Origin of the sequence: Streptosporangium oxazolinicum (assembly GCF_039537505.1) — a bacterium.
Lineage (GTDB): Bacteria > Actinomycetota > Actinomycetes > Streptosporangiales > Streptosporangiaceae > Streptosporangium > Streptosporangium oxazolinicum.
On record NZ_BAABAQ010000002.1, the window covers coordinates 56304 to 74189 of the forward strand.

Annotated in this window: 15 protein-coding genes; 6 read left to right on the forward strand and 9 right to left on the reverse strand. The window is 71.9% G+C overall.

Annotated features, from left to right (window positions below):
• Positions 1-96: 96 nt before the first annotated feature.
• The 4 genes from ABD817_RS05650 to pgsA are packed head-to-tail and all read right to left on the reverse strand — an operon-like array spanning position 97 to position 3376.
• On the reverse strand, positions 97-636 hold the full coding sequence (locus ABD817_RS05650) for a LemA family protein (protein ID WP_344915708.1): 540 nt from the start codon (positions 634-636) through the stop codon (positions 97-99).
• Positions 633-1808 (reverse strand): glycosyltransferase family 4 protein, encoded by a 1176-nt coding sequence (locus ABD817_RS05655; protein ID WP_344915710.1) that lies wholly within the window; start codon positions 1806-1808, stop codon positions 633-635. The genes ABD817_RS05650 and ABD817_RS05655 overlap by 4 nt, the downstream gene beginning before the upstream one ends.
• A complete protein-coding gene (locus ABD817_RS05660; protein ID WP_344915712.1) occupies positions 1805-2746 on the reverse strand; it encodes a phosphatidylinositol mannoside acyltransferase in 942 nt (313 codons plus the stop codon). The genes ABD817_RS05655 and ABD817_RS05660 overlap by 4 nt, the downstream gene beginning before the upstream one ends.
• Positions 2747-2758: 12 nt before the next feature.
• Positions 2759-3376, reverse strand: coding sequence for a phosphatidylinositol phosphate synthase (gene pgsA, locus ABD817_RS05665; protein WP_344915714.1), 618 nt, complete (start codon positions 3374-3376; stop codon positions 2759-2761).
• Positions 3377-3645: 269 nt separating this feature from the next.
• On the opposite strand from pgsA, the gene ABD817_RS05670 reads away from it, so the two are divergent.
• From ABD817_RS05670 to ABD817_RS05680, 3 genes are all read left to right on the forward strand, one after another.
• Positions 3646-5778 (forward strand): elongation factor G-like protein EF-G2, encoded by a 2133-nt coding sequence (locus ABD817_RS05670; protein WP_344915716.1) that lies wholly within the window; start codon positions 3646-3648, stop codon positions 5776-5778.
• 159 nt (positions 5779-5937) lie between these two features.
• Positions 5938-7536, forward strand: coding sequence for a glycoside hydrolase family 10-like protein (locus ABD817_RS05675; protein WP_344915719.1), 1599 nt, complete (start codon positions 5938-5940; stop codon positions 7534-7536).
• A 108-nt stretch (positions 7537-7644) separates the two neighbouring features.
• The gene (locus tag ABD817_RS05680; protein ID WP_344915721.1) at positions 7645-9843 is read left to right on the forward strand and encodes a hypothetical protein; all 2199 of its coding nucleotides are present in this window, start codon (positions 7645-7647) and stop codon (positions 9841-9843) included.
• Here ABD817_RS05680 and ABD817_RS05685 read toward each other — a convergent pair.
• Entirely contained in the window at positions 9786-10337 is a 552-nt protein-coding gene (locus tag ABD817_RS05685; RefSeq protein ID WP_329078880.1) for an HIT family protein, read from the reverse strand. The genes ABD817_RS05680 and ABD817_RS05685 overlap by 58 nt on opposite strands.
• Before the next feature lie 186 nt (positions 10338-10523).
• On the opposite strand from ABD817_RS05685, the gene ABD817_RS05690 reads away from it, so the two are divergent.
• A complete protein-coding gene (locus ABD817_RS05690) occupies positions 10524-11324 on the forward strand; it encodes an Asp23/Gls24 family envelope stress response protein (RefSeq protein WP_344915724.1) in 801 nt (266 codons plus the stop codon).
• A 171-nt stretch (positions 11325-11495) separates the two neighbouring features.
• Here the strand turns inward: ABD817_RS05690 and thrS are convergent, their stop codons facing one another.
• Both thrS and ABD817_RS05700 read right to left on the reverse strand, forming a co-directional pair.
• Positions 11496-13463, reverse strand: coding sequence for a threonine--tRNA ligase (thrS, locus tag ABD817_RS05695; RefSeq protein WP_344915725.1), 1968 nt, complete (start codon positions 13461-13463; stop codon positions 11496-11498).
• A gap of 69 nt (positions 13464-13532) precedes the next feature.
• On the reverse strand, positions 13533-14138 hold the full coding sequence (locus ABD817_RS05700; RefSeq protein WP_344915727.1) for a glycoside hydrolase family 25 protein: 606 nt from the start codon (positions 14136-14138) through the stop codon (positions 13533-13535).
• A gap of 93 nt (positions 14139-14231) precedes the next feature.
• Between ABD817_RS05700 and dapD the strand changes: the two genes are divergently transcribed.
• Positions 14232-15209, forward strand: a complete 978-nt coding sequence (dapD, locus tag ABD817_RS05705) for a 2,3,4,5-tetrahydropyridine-2,6-dicarboxylate N-succinyltransferase (RefSeq protein WP_344915728.1) — start codon at positions 14232-14234, stop codon at positions 15207-15209.
• 310 nt (positions 15210-15519) lie between these two features.
• Positions 15520-16137 carry a phosphatase PAP2 family protein gene (locus ABD817_RS05710; protein WP_344915730.1) on the forward strand — a complete coding sequence of 206 codons (618 nt, stop codon included), beginning with the start codon at positions 15520-15522 and terminating at the stop codon, positions 16135-16137.
• 38 nt (positions 16138-16175) lie between these two features.
• Here ABD817_RS05710 and ABD817_RS05715 read toward each other — a convergent pair whose 3' ends face one another.
• Positions 16176-17072, reverse strand: coding sequence for a TIGR03564 family F420-dependent LLM class oxidoreductase (locus ABD817_RS05715; RefSeq protein WP_344915733.1), 897 nt, complete (start codon positions 17070-17072; stop codon positions 16176-16178).
• Positions 17073-17152: 80 nt separating this feature from the next.
• Positions 17153-17815 carry a potassium channel family protein gene (locus ABD817_RS05720; RefSeq protein WP_344915735.1) on the reverse strand — a complete coding sequence of 221 codons (663 nt, stop codon included), beginning with the start codon at positions 17813-17815 and terminating at the stop codon, positions 17153-17155.
• Positions 17816-17886 lie beyond the last annotated feature (71 nt).

Sequence of the window (17886 nt, forward strand, 5' to 3'; positions counted from 1 at the left end):
GCCACTCGGTTACTCGGCCACTCAGTCGTGAATCGCCAAGAGCTTACCGGTGTCCGACTTGTCAGATACTCCGGTTTATGTACGCCTTATTTACCTTTATTCGGCGGCCAAGACCTTCGGGGGCGCGTCGTCGATCTCGAAGAAGTCCGGATACTCGGTGTGCCCCGCCAGCCGCAGCGTGCGGGCCAGCCAGCGGCGCTGCGCCGTCCGGGTGACGCCCACCGCGTTGTTGTAGAACCGGCGGGAGTAGAGGACCTTGGCCACCGCGGCGTCCAGCTCCTCCAGCAGGTCGGACCCCGCCGGGGTGTCGGCCAGCCGGTCGCGGAAGCGCTCCTGGTCGACGACGGCGCGCAGGGAGCGCGACAGGTCGCTCTCGGCGTGCTCGCGCTCCTCGGGCCCCGCCGTACGGGCCTCGTGGGCTGCCGCGGCCAGCACCAGGCTCGTGGCCGGATCCAGCAGCCGGGAGGCCGCAAGCTCCAGGCTGACGGCGGTCCGCCGCACCAGGGCGGCGTCCAGGGACTCACGGGCCAGCTCCAGCCGGATGTGCATCCGGTCGAGCCGCCCCGCCCGCCAGGAGATGTAGACGGCGAGGAGCACCACGATCGCGCCCACCACCAGGACCAGCGTGGTCGTCACAGCGTGTCGCCCCTCCCGGCCCTCGCCGCGTCTCCGTCGGCCCCGACCCCCACCGCGTCCTCCTCGACCCCGGCGGTGCTCGCCACGGTCTCGTAGACCCGCAGGACGTCGCGGGCGACCGTCGACCAGTCGTACTTGCGCACGGCGAGGCGGGCGGCGTCCGACAGCCTGGCCCGGCGCGCGGGATCGTCGAGCAGCGCGGCGGCCTCGCGGGCGAGCGACCCGGCGTCGCCCGTCTCGAACAGCGCCCCCGCCTCGCCGTCGTCGAGCACCTTGCGGAAGGCCGGGATGTCGCTCGCCAGGATCGCCGCGCCGGCCGACATCGCCTCGGTCAGCACGATGCCGAAGCTCTCACCGCCCAGGTTGGGCGCGCAGAAGACGTCGACCGTGTGGTAGGCGCGCACCTTGTCCTCCTCGCTGACCAGGCCGAGCAGGCCGATCCGGTCGTGGAAGGCGGCCGGGACCCGCTCCAGCACCTCGTCGGCGTCACCGGGCCCCGCCAGCAGCAGGCGCAGCGCCGGTCGCTCGGCGGCCAGCAGGGCGAACGCCTCCAGCAGCACCGGCAGGCCCTTGCGCGGCTCGTCCATCCGGCCGAGGAAGCCGATCACCTCGCCCTCGTCCCAGCCGGGCAGCGGCTCGCCCTCGCCGTAGCGGCTCACCGTCACCCCGTTGGGGATGAGCACGGCGTCGCCGCCCATGAACTCGACCAGGGTCTTCCTGGCGGCGTCGGAGACGGCGATCCTGCCGCCGATCTTCTCCAGCGCGCTCATGATGACCGGCACCCCGACCGAGAAGGAGCGGGAGTTGCCGTACGAGGCGTGGAAGGTGGCCACGATCGGCCCCCTCGCCACCCAGCAGGCGAGCAGGCCCAGCGAGGGGATGGCCGGCTCGTGCACGTGCAGCACGTCGAAACGGCCCTCGCGCACCCAGCGGCGCACCCGGTTCGCCGACAGGAACCCGAACGACATCCTGGCCACCGACCCGTTGAAGGGCACCGGGACGGCGCGGCCCGCCGAGGTCACGTACGAGGGCAGGTCGGCGTTCTCCGCGGCCGGGGAGATCACCGAGACGTGGTGGCCGTCGGCCATGAGCGCCTCGGCCAGGTCGCGGATGTGCACCTGGACGCCGCCCGGCACGTCCCACGTGTAGGGGCAGACGATGCCGACCCTCATGGCCTCTCCTCCCCGGGCTCCCGGGGCTCCCGGGGCTCCAGGTCCTCCAGCCAGAGGCGCTGGAGCATGTGCCAGTCCTCGGGGTGCTCGGCGATGCCCTTCTCGAAGACGGTGGCGAGACTCTGCGTGACGACGGCCACCTTCTCCTTCCTGGTGCCCTCGGCCGGGACCGCGATCTCCTCGTGGAACTGCAGCCCCCAGCCGTTCTCCTCGAAGTAGGGGATCGCCGGGATGAGGGCGGCCCCGGTGTGCACGGCCAGCAGGCCGGGACCGGCGGGCATCCGGGTGGCCGAACCGAAGAACTGCACCTCGACCCCGTTCGCGGTCAGGTCGCGCTCGGCGGGCAGGGCGACCGGCAGGCCCGCGCGCAGGCGCTGCGCCAGGGTGCCGAAGGTGTGGCCGTCACCACCGGTGAGCGGCAGCACCTCCATGCCCAGCCCCTCGCGGAAGGCGGTGTAGCGGTGGAAGAGCGACTCGGGCTTGAGCCGCTCGGCGACCGTGGTGAACGGGTGGCCCGTACCGGCGAACCAGGCGCCCGCCTGGTCCCAGTTGCCCATGTGCGGCAGGGCGAGGACCACGCCGCGCCCCCTGGCGAGGTTGTCGTAGACGGGGTCGGCCCCGGCTACCCGCATCCGGGAGACGATCTCCTCGATGGGGATCGAGGGCAGCCGGAACACCTCGTGGAAGTAACGGAAGTAGGAGCGCATGCCGTCGCGGCTGAGCGCCCGGATCGCCGGATCGCCCGGCGAGGTGCCCCTGACCCTGGCGAGGTTGGCCTCAAGCCTGAGCACCGACTTCCCCCGGCGTCTCCACAGCCGGTCGGCGGCGGCGCGGAAGGCCCAGGCGGTGAGCCTCTCGGGCAGGCGGGGCACGACCGTCCAACCGGCGCCGAACGCCGCGGCGACGAGACGATCCTGGGGGGAGGGCTTGTCGGTCATCGATCTTTCCGATCAGCGGAGGGTCCGTGGCGGGTGGGAGACGGCCTGCCGGTGCACGTGCAGCAGGCGCTGGCCGACCGTGACCGCGCTGGCGACGGCGAGCAGCCAGAGGCCCGCGGCCAGGATGTACGGCACGCCGAGACCGCCGAGACCGACGGAGACCAGGCCCACCACCAGGCGTTCCGGCCGCTCGGCGAGGCCGACGTCGCACGTCATGCCCAGCGCCTCGGCCCTGGCCTTGACGTACGAGACCACCGCCCCCGCGACGAGACAGAAGAGCGCGACCCCCGCCAGCACCCGCTGCCCGCTCACGACGAACCAGAACACCAGCCCGGAGAAGATGCCCGCGTCGCCGACCCGGTCGAGGGTGGAGTCGAGGAAGGCGCCCCAGGTGCTTCCCGGGCCCGTCATCCTGGCCATGACCCCGTCGAGGAGGTCGGCCAGCACGAAGAAGGTGATCACCACCGTACCAATGAACAGCTGGCCCCGCGGGTAGAAGAACAGGGCCGCGGCGACGGTGCCGAGCGTGCCGGCGGCGGTGACCGCGTTGGGGCCGATCCCGCGGCGGGTGAGTGCCCTGCCCAGCGGGGTCAAGAGCCTGGTGACGGCGGGGCGCAGAAGTTTCAGCATCGCGCTCCGATCGTAGGCCACCCGGCCTGCGCGCGCGCATCGGCGGCGGGCGGCGGCGAGCCGGGGAAAACGATGTTCGCGAGGACGGCCCGGACACGTAGCGATCAGGCCTTCCTCTCGCAAGAGGATCGCCCCACCCCTCTTGTGATATTCGCCACATGGGTATTTGGTGAACAGACCGAGTCCGTGCGATGCACGAGCTCGGCAGCGGACCCCGGGGGTGTGGCCCCACCAGGCCGCGCCCCTTCGGCAACGACGCGGGAGGCGATGTGGCGGAGAGAGCAACCGGCGGAACAGCGGGAGCCGCGGGGAGGGCACCCGCGGCCGACCAGCCGGGCATGATACGAAACGTCGTGCTGGTCGGCCATTCCGGCGCCGGGAAGACAACGCTTGTGGAGGCGATGCTGGCCGCGACGCGGACCGTCCAGCGGTCCGGCAGGGTCGAGGACGGCACGACCGTCAGCGACTTCGACGAGGTCGAGGTACGCCAGCAACGCTCGGTGAACCTGACCGTGGCCCCCGTGGTCCACAACGACATCAAGATCAATCTGTTGGACACGCCCGGCTACGCCGACTTCGTCGGCGACCTGCGCGCCGGGCTGCGCGCGGCCGACGCGGCGCTGTTCGTCGTCTCGTCCGTCGAGGGCGTGGACGGCCTGACCAGGATGCTCTGGGACGAGTGCGCGGCCGTCGGGATGCCCCGCGCGGTCGTGATCACCAAGATCGACCACCAGCGGGCGAACTTCGAGGACACCCTCGCCGCCTGCCAGGACGCCTTCGGCGACGGCGTCTCGCCGCTCTACCTGCCGGTGGTGACCAACGGCAGGGTGAACGGCCTGATCGGCCTGCTGAGCCAGCGGTTCTACAACTACGCGACCGGCACCCGGACGGAGAACTCCCCCGGCCCCGCCTACGCCGACCAGATCGAGCTCTACCGGGGCGCCCTGATCGAGGGCGTCATCCAGGAGAGCGAGGACGAGTCCCTGATGGACCGTTACCTCTCCGGCGAGGAGATCGACACCAAGGCCCTCATCGAGGACCTGGAGAAGGCCGTCGCGCGCGGCGGCTTCTACCCGGTGCTGGCCGCGGGGTCCGGAGTGGGAGCCCTGGAGATCCTGGAGCTGGTCACCCAGGGGTTTCCCTCCCCGCCCGAGCACCCCATGCCGGAGATCATGTCGATCGGCGGCGAGCCCGTCTCCGGCGTCACCTGCGACCCCGAAGGGCCGCTCGTCGCCGAGGTCGTCAAGACCACCAGCGATCCGTACGTCGGCAGGATCAGCCTGGTACGGGTCTTCTCCGGCACGCTGCGCCCGGACATGACGGTGCACGTCTCGGGGCACGGCCTGTCCGACCGCGGGCACGAGGACCACGACGTGGACGAGCGCATCGGCGCGCTCTCCTCGCCGCTGGGCAAGCACCAGCGGACGATCGCCAAGTGCGTGGCCGGGGACATCGCGGCGGTGGCCAAACTGTCGCGCGCGGAGACCGGCGACACCCTGTCGGACCGGGAGAACCCGCTGCTGATGACGGCCTGGAGCATGCCGGAGCCGCTGCTGCCCGTGGCGATCCAGCCCAGGTCCAAGGCCGACGACGACAAGCTGGGCCAGGCGCTGCAGCGGCTGGTCGCCGAGGACCCGACGCTCAGGCTGGAGAACAACCCCGAGACCCGCCAGCTCGTGCTGTGGTGCATGGGCGAGGCCCACACCGACGTGCTCCTCGACCGGCTGAGCAGGCGGCACGGCGTGGAGGTGGAGAAGGTCGAGCTACGGGTGCCGCTGCGGGAGACCTTCGGCGGCAGCTGCCAGGCCCTGGGCCGCAACGTCAAGCAGACCGGTGGCCACGGCCAGTTCGCCGTCTGCCACCTGGAGGTCGAGCCGCTGCCCTCCGGCGGCGGCTTCGAGTTCGTGGACAGGATCGTCGGCGGGGTGGTGCCGCGCCAGTTCATCCCCTCGGTGGAGAAGGGGGTGCGCACCCAGATGCAGCGCGGGGTGCTCGCCGGGTACCCCATGGTGGACGTGCGGGTCACCCTGTACGACGGCAAGGCCCACTCGGTCGACTCCTCCGACATGGCGTTCCAGATCGCCGGGGCGCTCGCGCTGAAGGAGGCCGCGGCCAAGGTGCCCACGCTGCTGCTCGAACCGGTCGACGAGGTGTCCATCCTGATCGCCGACGACTACGTCGGCGCGGTGATGTCCGACCTGTCCTCGCGCAGGGGCCGCGTGCTCGGCACGGAGCCGGTGGGCGTCGGGCGTACCCTGGTCAGGGCCGAGGTGCCCGAGCTGGAGATCACGCGATACTCGATCGACCTGAGATCCATGTCGCACGGGACGGGGACGTTCCGGCGGGTCTTCCTGCGGTACGAGCCGCTTCCCTCGCATCTGATGGACAAAGTCACCGGCTGACAGGGCGGTGACGCGTGTGCCGGACGGTGCCCCGCCGCACAGGAGAGACGCACCGTCCGGCACACGCGTCACAGCATGCACTTATGTAACAGAGTCATCACGAAAGGATTTCGTTTTTCCGGCCAAAGCACACCGGCGCTGGTGCCACACTGGGGAACCATGCGAAACGGACGCCCTCTCCTGGCCGCTGCCGCCCTCGCCGTCCTGACCACGGGAGCCGCCTACACCTTCGGCCCCGAGGCCGCGCCCGCCCGGCCGAAGGCAGCGAAGAGCTCGGCGGTCTCGGCCGAGACGGTCGACTCGACGACGACGACCGCCGCCTCGGCGTCGGCGCGGTGCGACGTGGACGCGAAGTACCCCAAGCGGCAGTTGCGCGGGGTGTGGATCGCCACCGTCAAGAACATCGACTGGCCCTCGCGCACCGGGCTGTCCCCGGCCCGCCAGCGGGCCGAGTACGTCAAGATCCTCGACAGCGCGGTCAAGCGGCGGTTCAACGCGGTGTTCGTCCAGGTCCGTCCCGCCTCCGACGCGCTGTACAAGTCGGACCTGGAGCCCTGGTCGCAGTATCTGACCGGCACGGCGGGCAAGGACCCCGGCTGGGACCCGCTGCCCTTCCTCGTCGCCGAGGCCCACCGGCGCGGCCTGGAGTTCCACGCCTGGTTCAACCCCTACCGCGCGTCCGCCGACGCCGACCTGTCCAGGCTGCCCGCGAGGCACCCCGCCCGGCTCCACCCCGAGTGGATCGTGAAATACGGGGATCTGGCCTACTACAACCCCGGCCTGCCCGCGGTCCGCGACTACGTCACCAAGGTCGTCAAGGACGTGGTGACCCGCTACGACGTCGACGGGGTCCACTTCGACGACTACTTCTACCCCTACCCCGTCGCGGGCGCGAAGTTCGCCGACGGCGCCGCCTTCGCCAGGTACGGCAAGGGCGCCAAGCTCGCCGACTGGCGCCGCGCCAACGTCAACAAGCTGATCGCGCAGGTCGACAAGGCCGTGCACGAGGTCAGGAACAGCGTGAAGTTCGGCGTCAGCCCCTTCGGGATCTGGCGCAACAAGGCCGAGGACCCCAGCGGCTCGGCCACCGGTGGCATGTCCGCGTACGACTCCATCTACGCCGACGCCCGTCACTGGATCAAGAAGGGCACGGTCGACTACGTCATCCCCCAGCTGTACTGGCCGCGCGGGCTCAAGATCGCCGACTACGACGTGCTGATGCCCTGGTGGGCGAACGAGGTCAAGGGCACCGGGGTGCAGCTCTACATCGGCCAGGGCCTGTACCGGGTCGGCACCACCGACACCGCCGCCTGGACCAGGCCCGGCGAGATGTCCTCCCACCTCACGCGCAACCGCAAGCACGGGCAGGTCTCCGGCGACGTCTACTTCAGCGCCAAGCAGCTCCTCACCAACCCCCTGGGCGCACTCGACCGCGTCGTCAAGGACCACTACGCCCGCCCGGCGCTACTGCCGCTCATGAGGGACCGCGGCGGCCAGGCCCCGGCCAAGCCCGCCGACGTGCGGCTCCAGGGCACCTCGCTCAGCTGGAGGAGCTCCCCGGACGCCCGCTCGTACGCGGTCTACCGGATCGCCTCGGGCAAGCCCGGGGAGTGCGCCACCGCCGACGCCCGCGACCTGGTCGCGGTCGTGCCCGCGGCGGCCGGCGAGCGCCAGGCCTTCACCGCGACCGGCGGCGGCACCTACCTGGTCACCGCCCTCGACCGCCTGCAGAACGAGAGCGCCCCCACCGGGACCTGAGAACCGGTCACGACGGTGATCCCGGCCGCTCCCCGGAGCGGCTGGACCCGTGGCACGATCTTCCCCTACGGTGCCAGCACTTGGCAGGAGCTGAAGGGGAGGTCGTTCGTGAAGCGGACACTTGTCGCGCTCGCGGTGGTGCTGGGCCTGCTGTGGCCGGGGGCCGCGCAGGCCACCACGCGGGCGGACGGACGGGTGGTGCTGATCGGCATTCCCGGCCTGCGCTGGAGTGACCTCAGCCCCACCGGCACCCCGAACCTGTGGCGGCTGGCCGGGCAGAGCGCGGTCGGATCCCTGTCGGTCCGCGCGGTGGGCCGGGTCACCTGCCCCTACGACGGGTGGCTGACGGTGTCGGCCGGGGTGAGGTCGGCGGTCGGCTACGGCTGCGGGCTGCCCCCGGCGCCCGAGCCCGACGGGGCGGGCGCGGTCATCCCCGACTACGACTACCTGCACCGGGTCGCCGGGCAGCGCTACGCGGGCGCCCTCGGCGAGGCCGTTCACGCCGCCGGTGGGTGCACGCTGGCGATCGGCCCGGGGGCCGCGCTGGCGCTGGCCGACCGCTCGGGCAGGGTCGACGCGTACGCCCCCACCCCCGAGCGGGTCGGCGCCGACACGCTGGCCAGATGCCGGGTGACGGCCGTCGACGTCGACGACCTCATCAAGCCGTACGTGACCGGCGACCGGCTGCCTTCGGACGAGGACCGGCTCACCGCCCGAGAGCGGGCCGAGGCGCTGCGCCTGGCCGACGCCAAGGCGGGGGCGGTGCTGACCGTGCTGCCCGGGGACGCCGTCGTGCTGCTGGCGGGCCTGTCCGACCACGGCGGCAACCCGCACCTGCGGGTGGCGATGATGCGCGGGGGGCCCGGAGGAGACGTCTCCGGCCGCTTCCTGGGGGCGGCCTCCACCCACCGCGACGACACCACGATCCTGCCGGACATCACCACGACGATGCTCTCCCTGACGGGGGTCGCGGTGCCGCCGGGCGTGATCGGGACTCCCTGGCAGGCGAGCGAGAGGCGCACCGGTGGCACCGAGGCGGCGCGGACCGGGCTGGAGCGGGCCGACGTCGCCGGGGAGACGATCAGGAACGTGGGCGGGATCTTCTTCACCACGGTCGCGGTGCTGCAGGTCGCGTTCTACCTGATCGCCTTCCTGCTGCTGCGCCGCAGGCGGGGGCTGACCGGCATCCGCGTGGCCGCGGTCGCGCTCGCCTCGGTGCCCGTGTCGACGTACCTGGTGAACCTCACCCCCTGGCACCACGCGGGATCACCGGTGCTCGCGCTGGTCGGCGGGATCGCCGGATGCGCGCTGCTGCTGGCCTCGGCCGCGCTGGCGGGGCCCTGGCGCCGGGCACCGCTCGGGCCGCTGGCGGTGGTGGCGGGGGTGACTGCGGCGGTGCTGGCGGGCGACCTGCTGACCGGGACGACCCTGCAGCTCAACAGCGTGATGGGCTACAGCGCCGTGGTCGGGGCCCGCTACTACGGGCTGGGCAACATCCCGTTCGCGCTCTTCGCCACCTCGGTGCTGCTGCTGGCCGCCACGATCGCGCACCGGCTGACGCGCGGCGACCGGGCGGACGCACCGGTGAACGGCCCGGACGCCGAGGCCGTCGTGGCGGACCGGCCCGCAGGCGGGAGCCGCGCGAGCATGGTGGCCGCCGCCGTGGTGGCGGTGCTGGGCGGGTTCGCGATGATCCTGGGCGGCTGGCCGGGCGTGGGCAGCGACTTCGGCGGGGTGATCGCCTTCGTTCCCGGCATCGCGGTGACCGCGCTGCTGATCGCGGGCAAGCGGGTCTCGATCGTCAAGCTGGGCGCGTTCTGCGTGGCGGGCGGCGTCATCGTGATGGCGATCGCCTACCTCGACTACCTGCGCCCGCCGGGCTCGCAGACGCACCTGGGCCGCTTCGTCGGCCAGGTGTTCACCGGCGAGGCCCTGGAGGTGATCGGCCGCAAGCTCGGCGCGATGCTGGGCACGCTGCTCAGCCCCAACCTGATGCCGGTCGTGATCGCCGCGGTGGCGTTCCTCGTCTACGCGCTGCTGCGCCCCGAGCAGGCGACCGCGGGGGTGCTGCCCGCCGCGTTCGCGCACTCCCCCGCGCTGCGCGCCGGGCTGATCGGCACCCTGGTCAGCGGGGTGGTCGGCATGCTGGTCAACGACTCGGGCGCCGCGGTGCTGTCCATGGCGCTGGCGCTCGCCGTGCCGCTGACGCTGTCGGCGGGCATCAAGGCCCTGGACGGGGGCGCCCCGCGCTACGACGACCCGGGCCAGGACCCGGCGAGCAACTCCCTGGTGTCGCGCAGCAGCTGAGGAAGCACCCTGGTCTGGCCGACGACGGGCATGAAGTTGGTGTCGCCGCCCCACCGGGGCACCACGTGCTGGTGCAGGTGGGCGGCGATCCCGGCGCCCGCCACGCCGCCCAGGTTCATGCCCACGTTGAAACCCTGCGCGCCGCTGGCCTTGCGCAGGGCCACCAGCGCCCGCCGGGTGAAGTCGGCGAGCTCGAAGGTCTCGGTCTCGTCCAGGTCCGTGTAGTCCGGCACGTGCCGGTAGGGGCAGACCATCAGGTGGCCGGAGTTGTACGGGTAGAGGTTGAGCAGCGCGAAGACCGTTTCCCCGCGGGCGACGATCAGGCCGTCCTCGTCGCTCATCCGGGGGATCTCGCAGAACGGGCAGCCGTCCTCGGGGCCGGAACCGGTCGGTTTGCTGGCTCCCTTGATGTAAGCCATCCGGTGGGGGGTCCAGAGTCTCTGGAACGCGTCCGGTGTCCCCGCTCCGTGCTGCGCCTCCGGCTCGTTGCTCATGGCCGCCAGCATATTGCCACGCGAATCCCCGCCCTCCCCCGCGTCCCCGCCCGGGGCGGCCGGGATGGCCGGGATTCAGCGCCGGTACGGGACGCGCGGCGTATGTCACACGGTATTGACGGACGAATGCGGCAGATTTCCGGCAGAATCCCCCCAGCACGCCCACCGACAGCCGAGGAGCAACCCATGACCGACGTCTCCGTCGAGGAGCCGACCGAGGAGACCGCGTCCCCTGTGTCCCCCGGTTCCCCCGCGTCTTCCGTATCTTCCGCCGAAACGGGCGGGAGGCCCACCCGCCCGTTCTCCCTCAGCCTGTCCCTGTCCGACGCCACGGCGCCCCCGGCGCCCACCTCGTCCCCGGTGTCCCCGGTGTCCCCGGTGTCGTCGCTGTCGTCAGTGTCCTCGGAGGCGTCGGAGTCGTCCCCGGGCGAGCCGGTCTCCTCCCCGGGTGAGCCCTTCCTCGCCGTGGTCGAGGCGCTCCCCGAGCCGTCACCCGTGTCCGAGGCTCCGGACGACACGCCCGCCCCCGTCCCCGCCAGGACGGCACCGGCCGTGACGCCCCCCTCGCCGTCCCCCGTCTCCCCGGTGGCCTCGGCCGTGGTGAAGGGCCGGATCAAGGTGGCCGACGAGGTGGTGGAGAAGGTCGCGGCCCTCGCCACGCTGGAGGTCACGGGCGTCGCCGAGCTGGGAGCCGACGCCGCCCACACGGTGGAGCCGATGCGCGAGCGCGCGGGCGTCGCCAGGCGCGGCCCCCGGGGCGTCAACGCCCACGTGCAGGACCGTACGGCGGCCGTGGACGTGACGATCGTGGCGGAGTACGGGCACGTGGTGATGGACGTGGCCAACGAGGTCAAGACCAACGTGGCCCGGACCATCAGCCGGATGCTGGGCATGCGGGTCGTGGAGGTCAACGTCGACGTGGCGGACGTCCGCATGCCGGGCGAGACCGGCTCCGAGACTCCCGCGAAGCCGGGAGACGACGCGTAGGACACCGAGGGCCTCGGCGAAGGCCCGGAAAAACGGTGCGGGAGGCCGCGAAAACCCCCGTACGCCGACGACGTCGCGGTCGTGGACGCGGTGACGGCCCGGAAGGACGGTGCGGGGGCCGTGAAAGCCCCGCACACCCGTGGGCGGCCTCGGGCCGCCCACGGGAAGGGGTCAGACCTGGACGCGGCGCTCGATCGCGTCGACGATCTCGGCGATCGCCTCGTCGACCGGCACCCCGTTCTTCTGCTCGCCGTTGCGGAAGCGGAAGGAGACCGCGCCGTTGGCGATGTCGTCGTCGCCCGCCAGGAGCATGAAGGGCACCTTGGACTTCTGCGCGTTGCGGATCTTCTTCTGCATGCGATCGTCGGAGGCGTCGACCTCGATCCTGATACCCCGTTCGCGGGCCTTCTTGGCCAGGTCCTGAAGGTAGGGCGCGTGGGCCTCGGCGATCGGGATGCCGACCACCTGGACCGGCGCGAGCCAGGGGGGGAAGGCGCCCGCGTAGTGCTCGACCAGGACGCCGAAGAAGCGCTCGATCGACCCGAACAGCGCCCGGTGGATCTTGACGGGGCGCTGGCGGGTGCCGTCGGCGGCCTGGTACTCGAGCTCGAAGCGCTCGGGCAGGTTGAAGTCGAGCTGGATGGTCGACATCTGCCAGGTGCGGCCGATGGCGTCGCGCGCCTGCACGGAGATCTTGGGACCGTAGAAGGCGGCGCCGCCGGGGTCGAGGACGAGCTCCAGCTTCTCGGACTCGGCGACCTCGCGCAGCGTCTCGGTCGCCTCCTCCCACACCTCGTCGGAGCCGACGAACTTCTCCGGGTCCTTGGTCGACAGCTCCAGGTAGAAGTCGTCGAGCCCGTAGTCGCGGAGCAGGTCGAGCACGAAGCGCAGCAGCGACGTGAGCTCGTCGCGCATCTGCTCGCGGGTGCAGTAGATGTGCGCGTCGTCCTGCGTCATGCCGCGCACCCGGGTCAGGCCGTGGATCACGCCCGACTTCTCGTAGCGGTAGACCGCCCCGAACTCGAACAGCCGCAGCGGCAGCTCCCGGTAGGACCGCCCGCGGGACTTGAAGATCAGGTTGTGCATCGGGCAGTTCATCGGCTTGAGGTAGTACTCGGCGCCCTCCAGCTCCATGGGCGGGAACATCCCGTCCTTGTACCAGTCGAGGTGGCCGGAGATCTCGTAGAGCTTGCTCTTGGTGATGTGCGGGGTGTTGACGAAGGAGTATCCCGCCTCCTCGTGCCGCTTGCGCGAGTAGTCCTCCATGACGCGGCGGATCACGCCGCCCTTGGGATGGAAGACCGGCAGGCCCGAGCCGAGCTCGTCGGGGAAGGAGAACAGGTCGAGCTCGACGCCCAGCTTGCGGTGGTCGCGCTTCTCGGCCTCCTCCAGCATGTGGAGGTACTCGTCCTGCTTCTCGCGCGACTCCCAGGCGGTGCCGTAGATCCGCTGGAGCTGCGGGTTCTTCTCGCTGCCGCGCCAGTAGGCGCCACCGGAGCGCATCAGCTTGAACGCCGGGATGGACCGGGTGGTCGGCACGTGGGGGCCGCGGCACAGGTCCTTCCAGCGCAGCTCGCCGGTCTTGGCGTCGAGGTTGTCGTAGATGGTCAGCTCCGCGCCGCCGACCTCGACGCTCTCCTCGTCGCCCGCGCCGCCCTTGAGGCCGATCAGCTCCAGCTTGTACGGCTCCGAGGCGAGCTCCTCGGCGGCCTGCTCGTCGGAGACGGGCCTGCGGGAGAAGATCTGCCCCTGCTTGACGATCTCGCGCATGCGCTTCTCGACGCGCTTGAGGTCCTCGGGGGTGAACGGGTCCTTGACGTCGAAGTCGTAGTAGAAGCCGTTCTCGACCGGCGGGCCGATGCCCAGCCTGGCCTCGGGGAAGATCTCCTGGACGGCCTGGGCCATGACGTGCGCGGTGGAGTGGCGGACGATGGCGCGCCCGTCGGGGCTGTCCGCGGTGACCGGCTCCACCACGTCGCCCTCGGCCACCGGGGCCGCGAGGTCCTTCAGCTCGCCGTTGGCGCGGGCGGCGACCACCGAGCGGCCGTCCGCCTCCAGCGCCTCCCCGTACGTCGTGCCTCCCGCCACCACACGCGCGGCTCCGGCGAGGGTGATACGAAGTTCTGGCACGGCGGACACTGTTGCTCCCTGGGAGACGTCGACGAATGGTCTGGGAATCGATGCTACCGGTGCCGGGAACGCGATTTCTCAGGCGTCGCGGCTTCGGCGGTAGCCCAGGGAGGTCAGCTCGGCCCGGGTGCCGCGGAAGACGTTGCGATCGACGGGTTTGTTGGAGTGCTGGTGGATCGTCCATTTGTTCCACGGCCTCGGCACCTCCGGCCTGCCCCGGGGGTGGTCGGGCGCGGCGATCCACAGCGGGTAGGGCTCCAGCCCGGCGCAGTTGCCGTTCCGCGCGAACGACAGGAACGTGTAGACCACCGGCTTGACCCCGGACAGCGCGACGATCGCCTGGCACCAGCTGCGGGCGAACCGCGCCACCCTGGGGGCCGGGAGGTGGTCGTTGGTCTCCAGGTCGAGCGCGAGCAGGTCCCCCCTGCGCAGCCCGCCGGCCCGCTGCACGATCCGCAGGAAGTGCACCGCCTGCGCCTCGGGGTCTCCGGCCGGGCGGGCGAAGTGGTAGGCGCCGCAGACGATCCAGCTCTCGCGCATGCCGTTCCAGTTGGCGCCGAACCACTTGTCGGTGAAGGTGCTCCCCTCGCTGGCCTTGGCGAAGGCGAAGGAGACCCCGCCCCTCGCGTACGCGCCCCAGTTGACGGCGCCCTGCCAGTTCGACACGTCGATCCCCTGCAACATGGCGGCCACGCTAACCACCCGGCTCCCCGGGCACACGCCCGACGCTCCCTCGGCGTACTGCCATTGCGGCCACTTTGGCTAGGCTTGGTCGGCGTGAACGCAGCAGCCCAGATCTCCGGCGCGCACGCGGCCGGCATCGCGACCATAACCTCCGGCGGGACCGTGCTCGACACGTGGTTCCCGTCCCCGCAGCTGGGCGAGCCCTCCTCGCCGGGCACCAGGCGGCTGACCGGGCAGGAGGCGGTCGAGGAACTCGGTCCCGAGGTCGCCGCGCTCCTCGGCCCCGACGAGGACCGAGGCGTGGAGGTGGTCGCGGTACGCACCGGCATCACCAAGCTGTCGGAGGCCCCGGCCGACACCCACGACGCCTACCTGCGCCTGCACCTGCTGTCGGCGCGTCTCGTCCAGCCGCACGGCCAGAACCTGGACGGGCTGTTCGGCCTGCTCAGCAACGTGGTGTGGACCAGCCACGGCCCGTGCGCCGTCGAGGGCTTCGAGCGGGTGCGGCTCCGCCTGCGCGCCCGGGGGCAGGTGACCGTCCACGGCGTGGACAAGTTCCCCCGGATGGTCGACTACGTGCTGCCCACCGGCGTCCGGATCGCCGACGCCGACCGGGTCCGCCTCGGCGCGCACCTGGCGAGCGGCACGACCGTGATGCACGAGGGCTTCGTCAACTTCAACGCCGGGACACTCGGCACCTCCATGGTCGAGGGCCGCGTCTCGGCGGGCGTCGTCGTGGGCGACGGCTCGGACGTCGGCGGCGGCGCCTCGATCATGGGCACCCTGTCCGGCGGCGGCAAGCAGGTCATCTCCATCGGGCGGCGCTGCCTGCTGGGCGCCAACAGCGGCGTCGGCATCTCGTTGGGCGACGACTGCGTCGTGGAGGCGGGCCTCTACGTCACCGCCGGGACCAAGGTGGCCCTGCCCGAGGGGCGGGTGGTCAAGGCGGCTGAGCTCTCCGGCGCCTCCGGCCTGCTGTTCCGCCGCAACTCCACCTCGGGCGCGGTCGAGGCCGTGCCCCGCGGGGGGACGAGCGTGGAGCTGAACAGCGTCCTGCACGCCAACGACTGATCATCGTTTCACCCGCCGGGAGCGTCCCCGGGGCACCCTGGGTTCTCGTAAGTTCCCGGCCCCTGTGGGCGCGGGCGCCCGGGACGCTGTCCGGGGCCGCCGGGGTCGCCGGGGTCGCTGTCCGGAGGCGCTGTTCTGGGTGCCCCGCGCGACCCGGAGGCCGCGGGGCCCGTGGATGTTCGTCCGCGGGCCCCGCAGCTGACAGGGTGGCCTCACGGACCCCACGAGCCTCACCGGCCTCACGGCCCTCATGTCGACGCGGCCTCACCGGAACTCGGGAGCGGGGTCTCCGCGCTGGAAAAGGAGTCAGATGACCGGGCAGGGGATGGCGGGCGACGGTGAGGGCACGGCGGGGGCGGCGGCCCGGTGGGTGACCGGGCTGTTCGCGCCGCAGGTGCTGGTCATCGGGCTGCCTCCGATCGTCGGGCTGATGGCCGACGGCTGGCCGGGCGCGGCCTGGGGCCTGGTGGCCTCGGCCCTGTGCGGCGGGATCCCCGCCGTGGTGATCCTGGCCGGGGTCCGTTCCGGGCGCCTCGACTCCCACCACCTGGTCGACCGGGCGAGCCGGACGGTTCCGCTGCTGGTGGCGGTCGTGGCGGTGGTCGTCGCGCTGACGCTGCTGATCCTCCTGGGCGCGCCCCGGCTCCTGGTGGCCACGGTGACCGCGATGCTGGCCGCGCTCGCGGTGACGGTCCCGATCACCCTCCGGTGGAAGATCTCCTTCCACGCGGCCGTGTCGGCGGGGACCGTGGTGGTGCTGGCCCACGTGCTGCCCGCCGCCCCCACGCTGGCCGCGGGCGCGCTGGTCGTGGCGACGGTGTGCTGGGCGCGGGTCAGGCTCACCCACCACACGCCCGCCCAGGTCGCCGCCGGGACCGTCACCGGAGCGGGAACGGCCTGGGCGGCCCTGAGCGCCTTCGGCGTCTGAGACGGGGGCCCTGGCGCCCCTCGTGCGGGAGAACCCCCTCAGAGAAGACCCTTCAGGAACTCCCGCGTCCGGGGGCCCGGGGCGTACTCGGCGGCGACGAAGTCGGTGACCCCGGCCTGGGCGAGCGCCTCGATCCGCGCCGCCACCTCGTCCTCGTCGCCGACGATCGCCACGTCCGCCGGGCCCTCGGCGCCCTCCCTGTCGAGCACCGTCCGGTACGACGGCAGCTGGCCGTAGGTCTCGAACCGTTCGGCGGCCAGCGCCCTGGCCGCCTCGGCGTCGTCGGTGACGCAGACGGGGAGCGCGCACACGATCCTCGGCGCGGGGCGCCCGGCGGCCCGCGCGGCCTCGGTGACGGCGGGTGCCACGTGCTCGGCCACCGTCTTGGGACCGGTCATCCACAGCACGGTGCCGTCGGCCATCTCCCCGGCCAGCCTGAGCATCCTCGGGGCCAGGGCGGCGACGAGCACGGGCATGTCCTTCGGCCCCGGCGCGTTCAGCCCGATCCGCGCGGTGAGGGTCTCCCCCTGGAAGTCCGCGTTCTCCCCGCGCACGAGCGGCATCAGGATCGACAGGTACTCGCGCATGTGGCGGGCGGGCCGCTCGAAGCTCATGCCGTACATGCCCTCGATCACGATCTGGTGGGAGAGCCCGATGCCGAGCGTGAGCCGCCCGTCGAGGGCGGCGTTGACGGTGAGCGCCTGCTGGGCGAGGGCCACCGGGTGGCGCGGGTAGGTCGGGACGACGGCGGTGCCGAGCTCGATCCCGGGCAGCCCGCTTCCGAGCACGGCGAGCGCGGTCAGCGCGTCGAAGCCGAACGTCTGGGACACCCAGACGGAGGAGAAGCCGTCGTCGGCGCCGCGGGCGATGCGCTCCCGCAGTCTGCCGAGCATGTCCGGGCCCTGGGATCCATTGACGAACAGTCCGAATCGCATCGCTACCGAACTCCATTCTAGTGAGTTCGGTCCAGTCTAGATCGATCATGGGAAGAGGGGGCCGGAAAACCCGGGAGGACTCACGGGAGCTCGGTGAACCGCTCCACCTGGTCGATCTTGCCCGCGATGACGATCACGTCCCCGTACCCCAGCACGGTCCCGGCGTCGGCGTAGGTGAACTCGTCGTACTGGCCCTTCACGCACACCACGGTCACGCCGTACTTGCGCCGCAGGTTGGACTCGCCCAGGGGCACGCCGACGTACTCGCGGGGCGGGCGGGTCTTGACCACCGCGTAGTCGCCGTCCACCTCCATGTAGTCGAGCATCCGCCCGTTGAGCAGGTGGGCCAGCCGCTCCCCCATCTCGTGCTCGGGGAGGATCACGTGGTGGGCGCCGACCCGCTCCAGGATGCGGCCGTGCTCGCGGCTGATCGCCTTGGCCCAGACGTCCTCGATCTCCAGCTCGACGAGCAGGGACGTGGTGAGGATGCTGGACTCCAGGTCGGTGCCGATGGCGACCACCGCCCGGTAGAAGTCGGGCACCCCCATCTGCCGCAGCGCCTCGATGTCGGTGGAGTCGGCGACGACGACGTGGGTGAGCTTGCCCGCCAGGCTCTGCACCACCTTGGGGCGGTTGTCGATGGCCAGCACCTCGGTGCCCCTGCGGAACAGCTCGACGGCCAGGGAACTGCCGAAGCGGCCGAGCCCGACGACCACCACCGGATCGTTCCTTCTGTCAGCCAACGATCGTCCTCTTTCGGGAGTTCGCAGCCACGGGGGGATCCGTCAACGCGAGAAGCCCGGAGGCGGACGAC

Bases quoted from the DNA above. Each gene is read 5' to 3' on its own strand.
- ABD817_RS05655 (WP_344915710.1), bottom strand. From the start codon at position 1,808: ATGAGGGTCGGCATCGTCTGCCCCTACACGTGGGACGTGCCGGGCGGC.
- ABD817_RS05660 (WP_344915712.1), bottom strand. From the start codon at position 2,746: ATGACCGACAAGCCCTCCCCCCAGGATCGTCTCGTCGCCGCGGCGTTC.
- ABD817_RS05700 (WP_344915727.1), bottom strand. From the start codon at position 14,138: ATGTTGCAGGGGATCGACGTGTCGAACTGGCAGGGCGCCGTCAACTGG.
- ABD817_RS05710 (WP_344915730.1), top strand. From the start codon at position 15,520: ATGACCGGGCAGGGGATGGCGGGCGACGGTGAGGGCACGGCGGGGGCG.
- ABD817_RS05685 (WP_329078880.1), bottom strand. From the start codon at position 10,337: ATGAGCAACGAGCCGGAGGCGCAGCACGGAGCGGGGACACCGGACGCG.
- ABD817_RS05690 (WP_344915724.1), top strand. From the start codon at position 10,524: ATGACCGACGTCTCCGTCGAGGAGCCGACCGAGGAGACCGCGTCCCCT.
- ABD817_RS05675 (WP_344915719.1), top strand. From the start codon at position 5,938: ATGCGAAACGGACGCCCTCTCCTGGCCGCTGCCGCCCTCGCCGTCCTG.
- ABD817_RS05715 (WP_344915733.1), bottom strand. From the start codon at position 17,072: ATGCGATTCGGACTGTTCGTCAATGGATCCCAGGGCCCGGACATGCTC.
- pgsA (WP_344915714.1), bottom strand. From the start codon at position 3,376: ATGCTGAAACTTCTGCGCCCCGCCGTCACCAGGCTCTTGACCCCGCTG.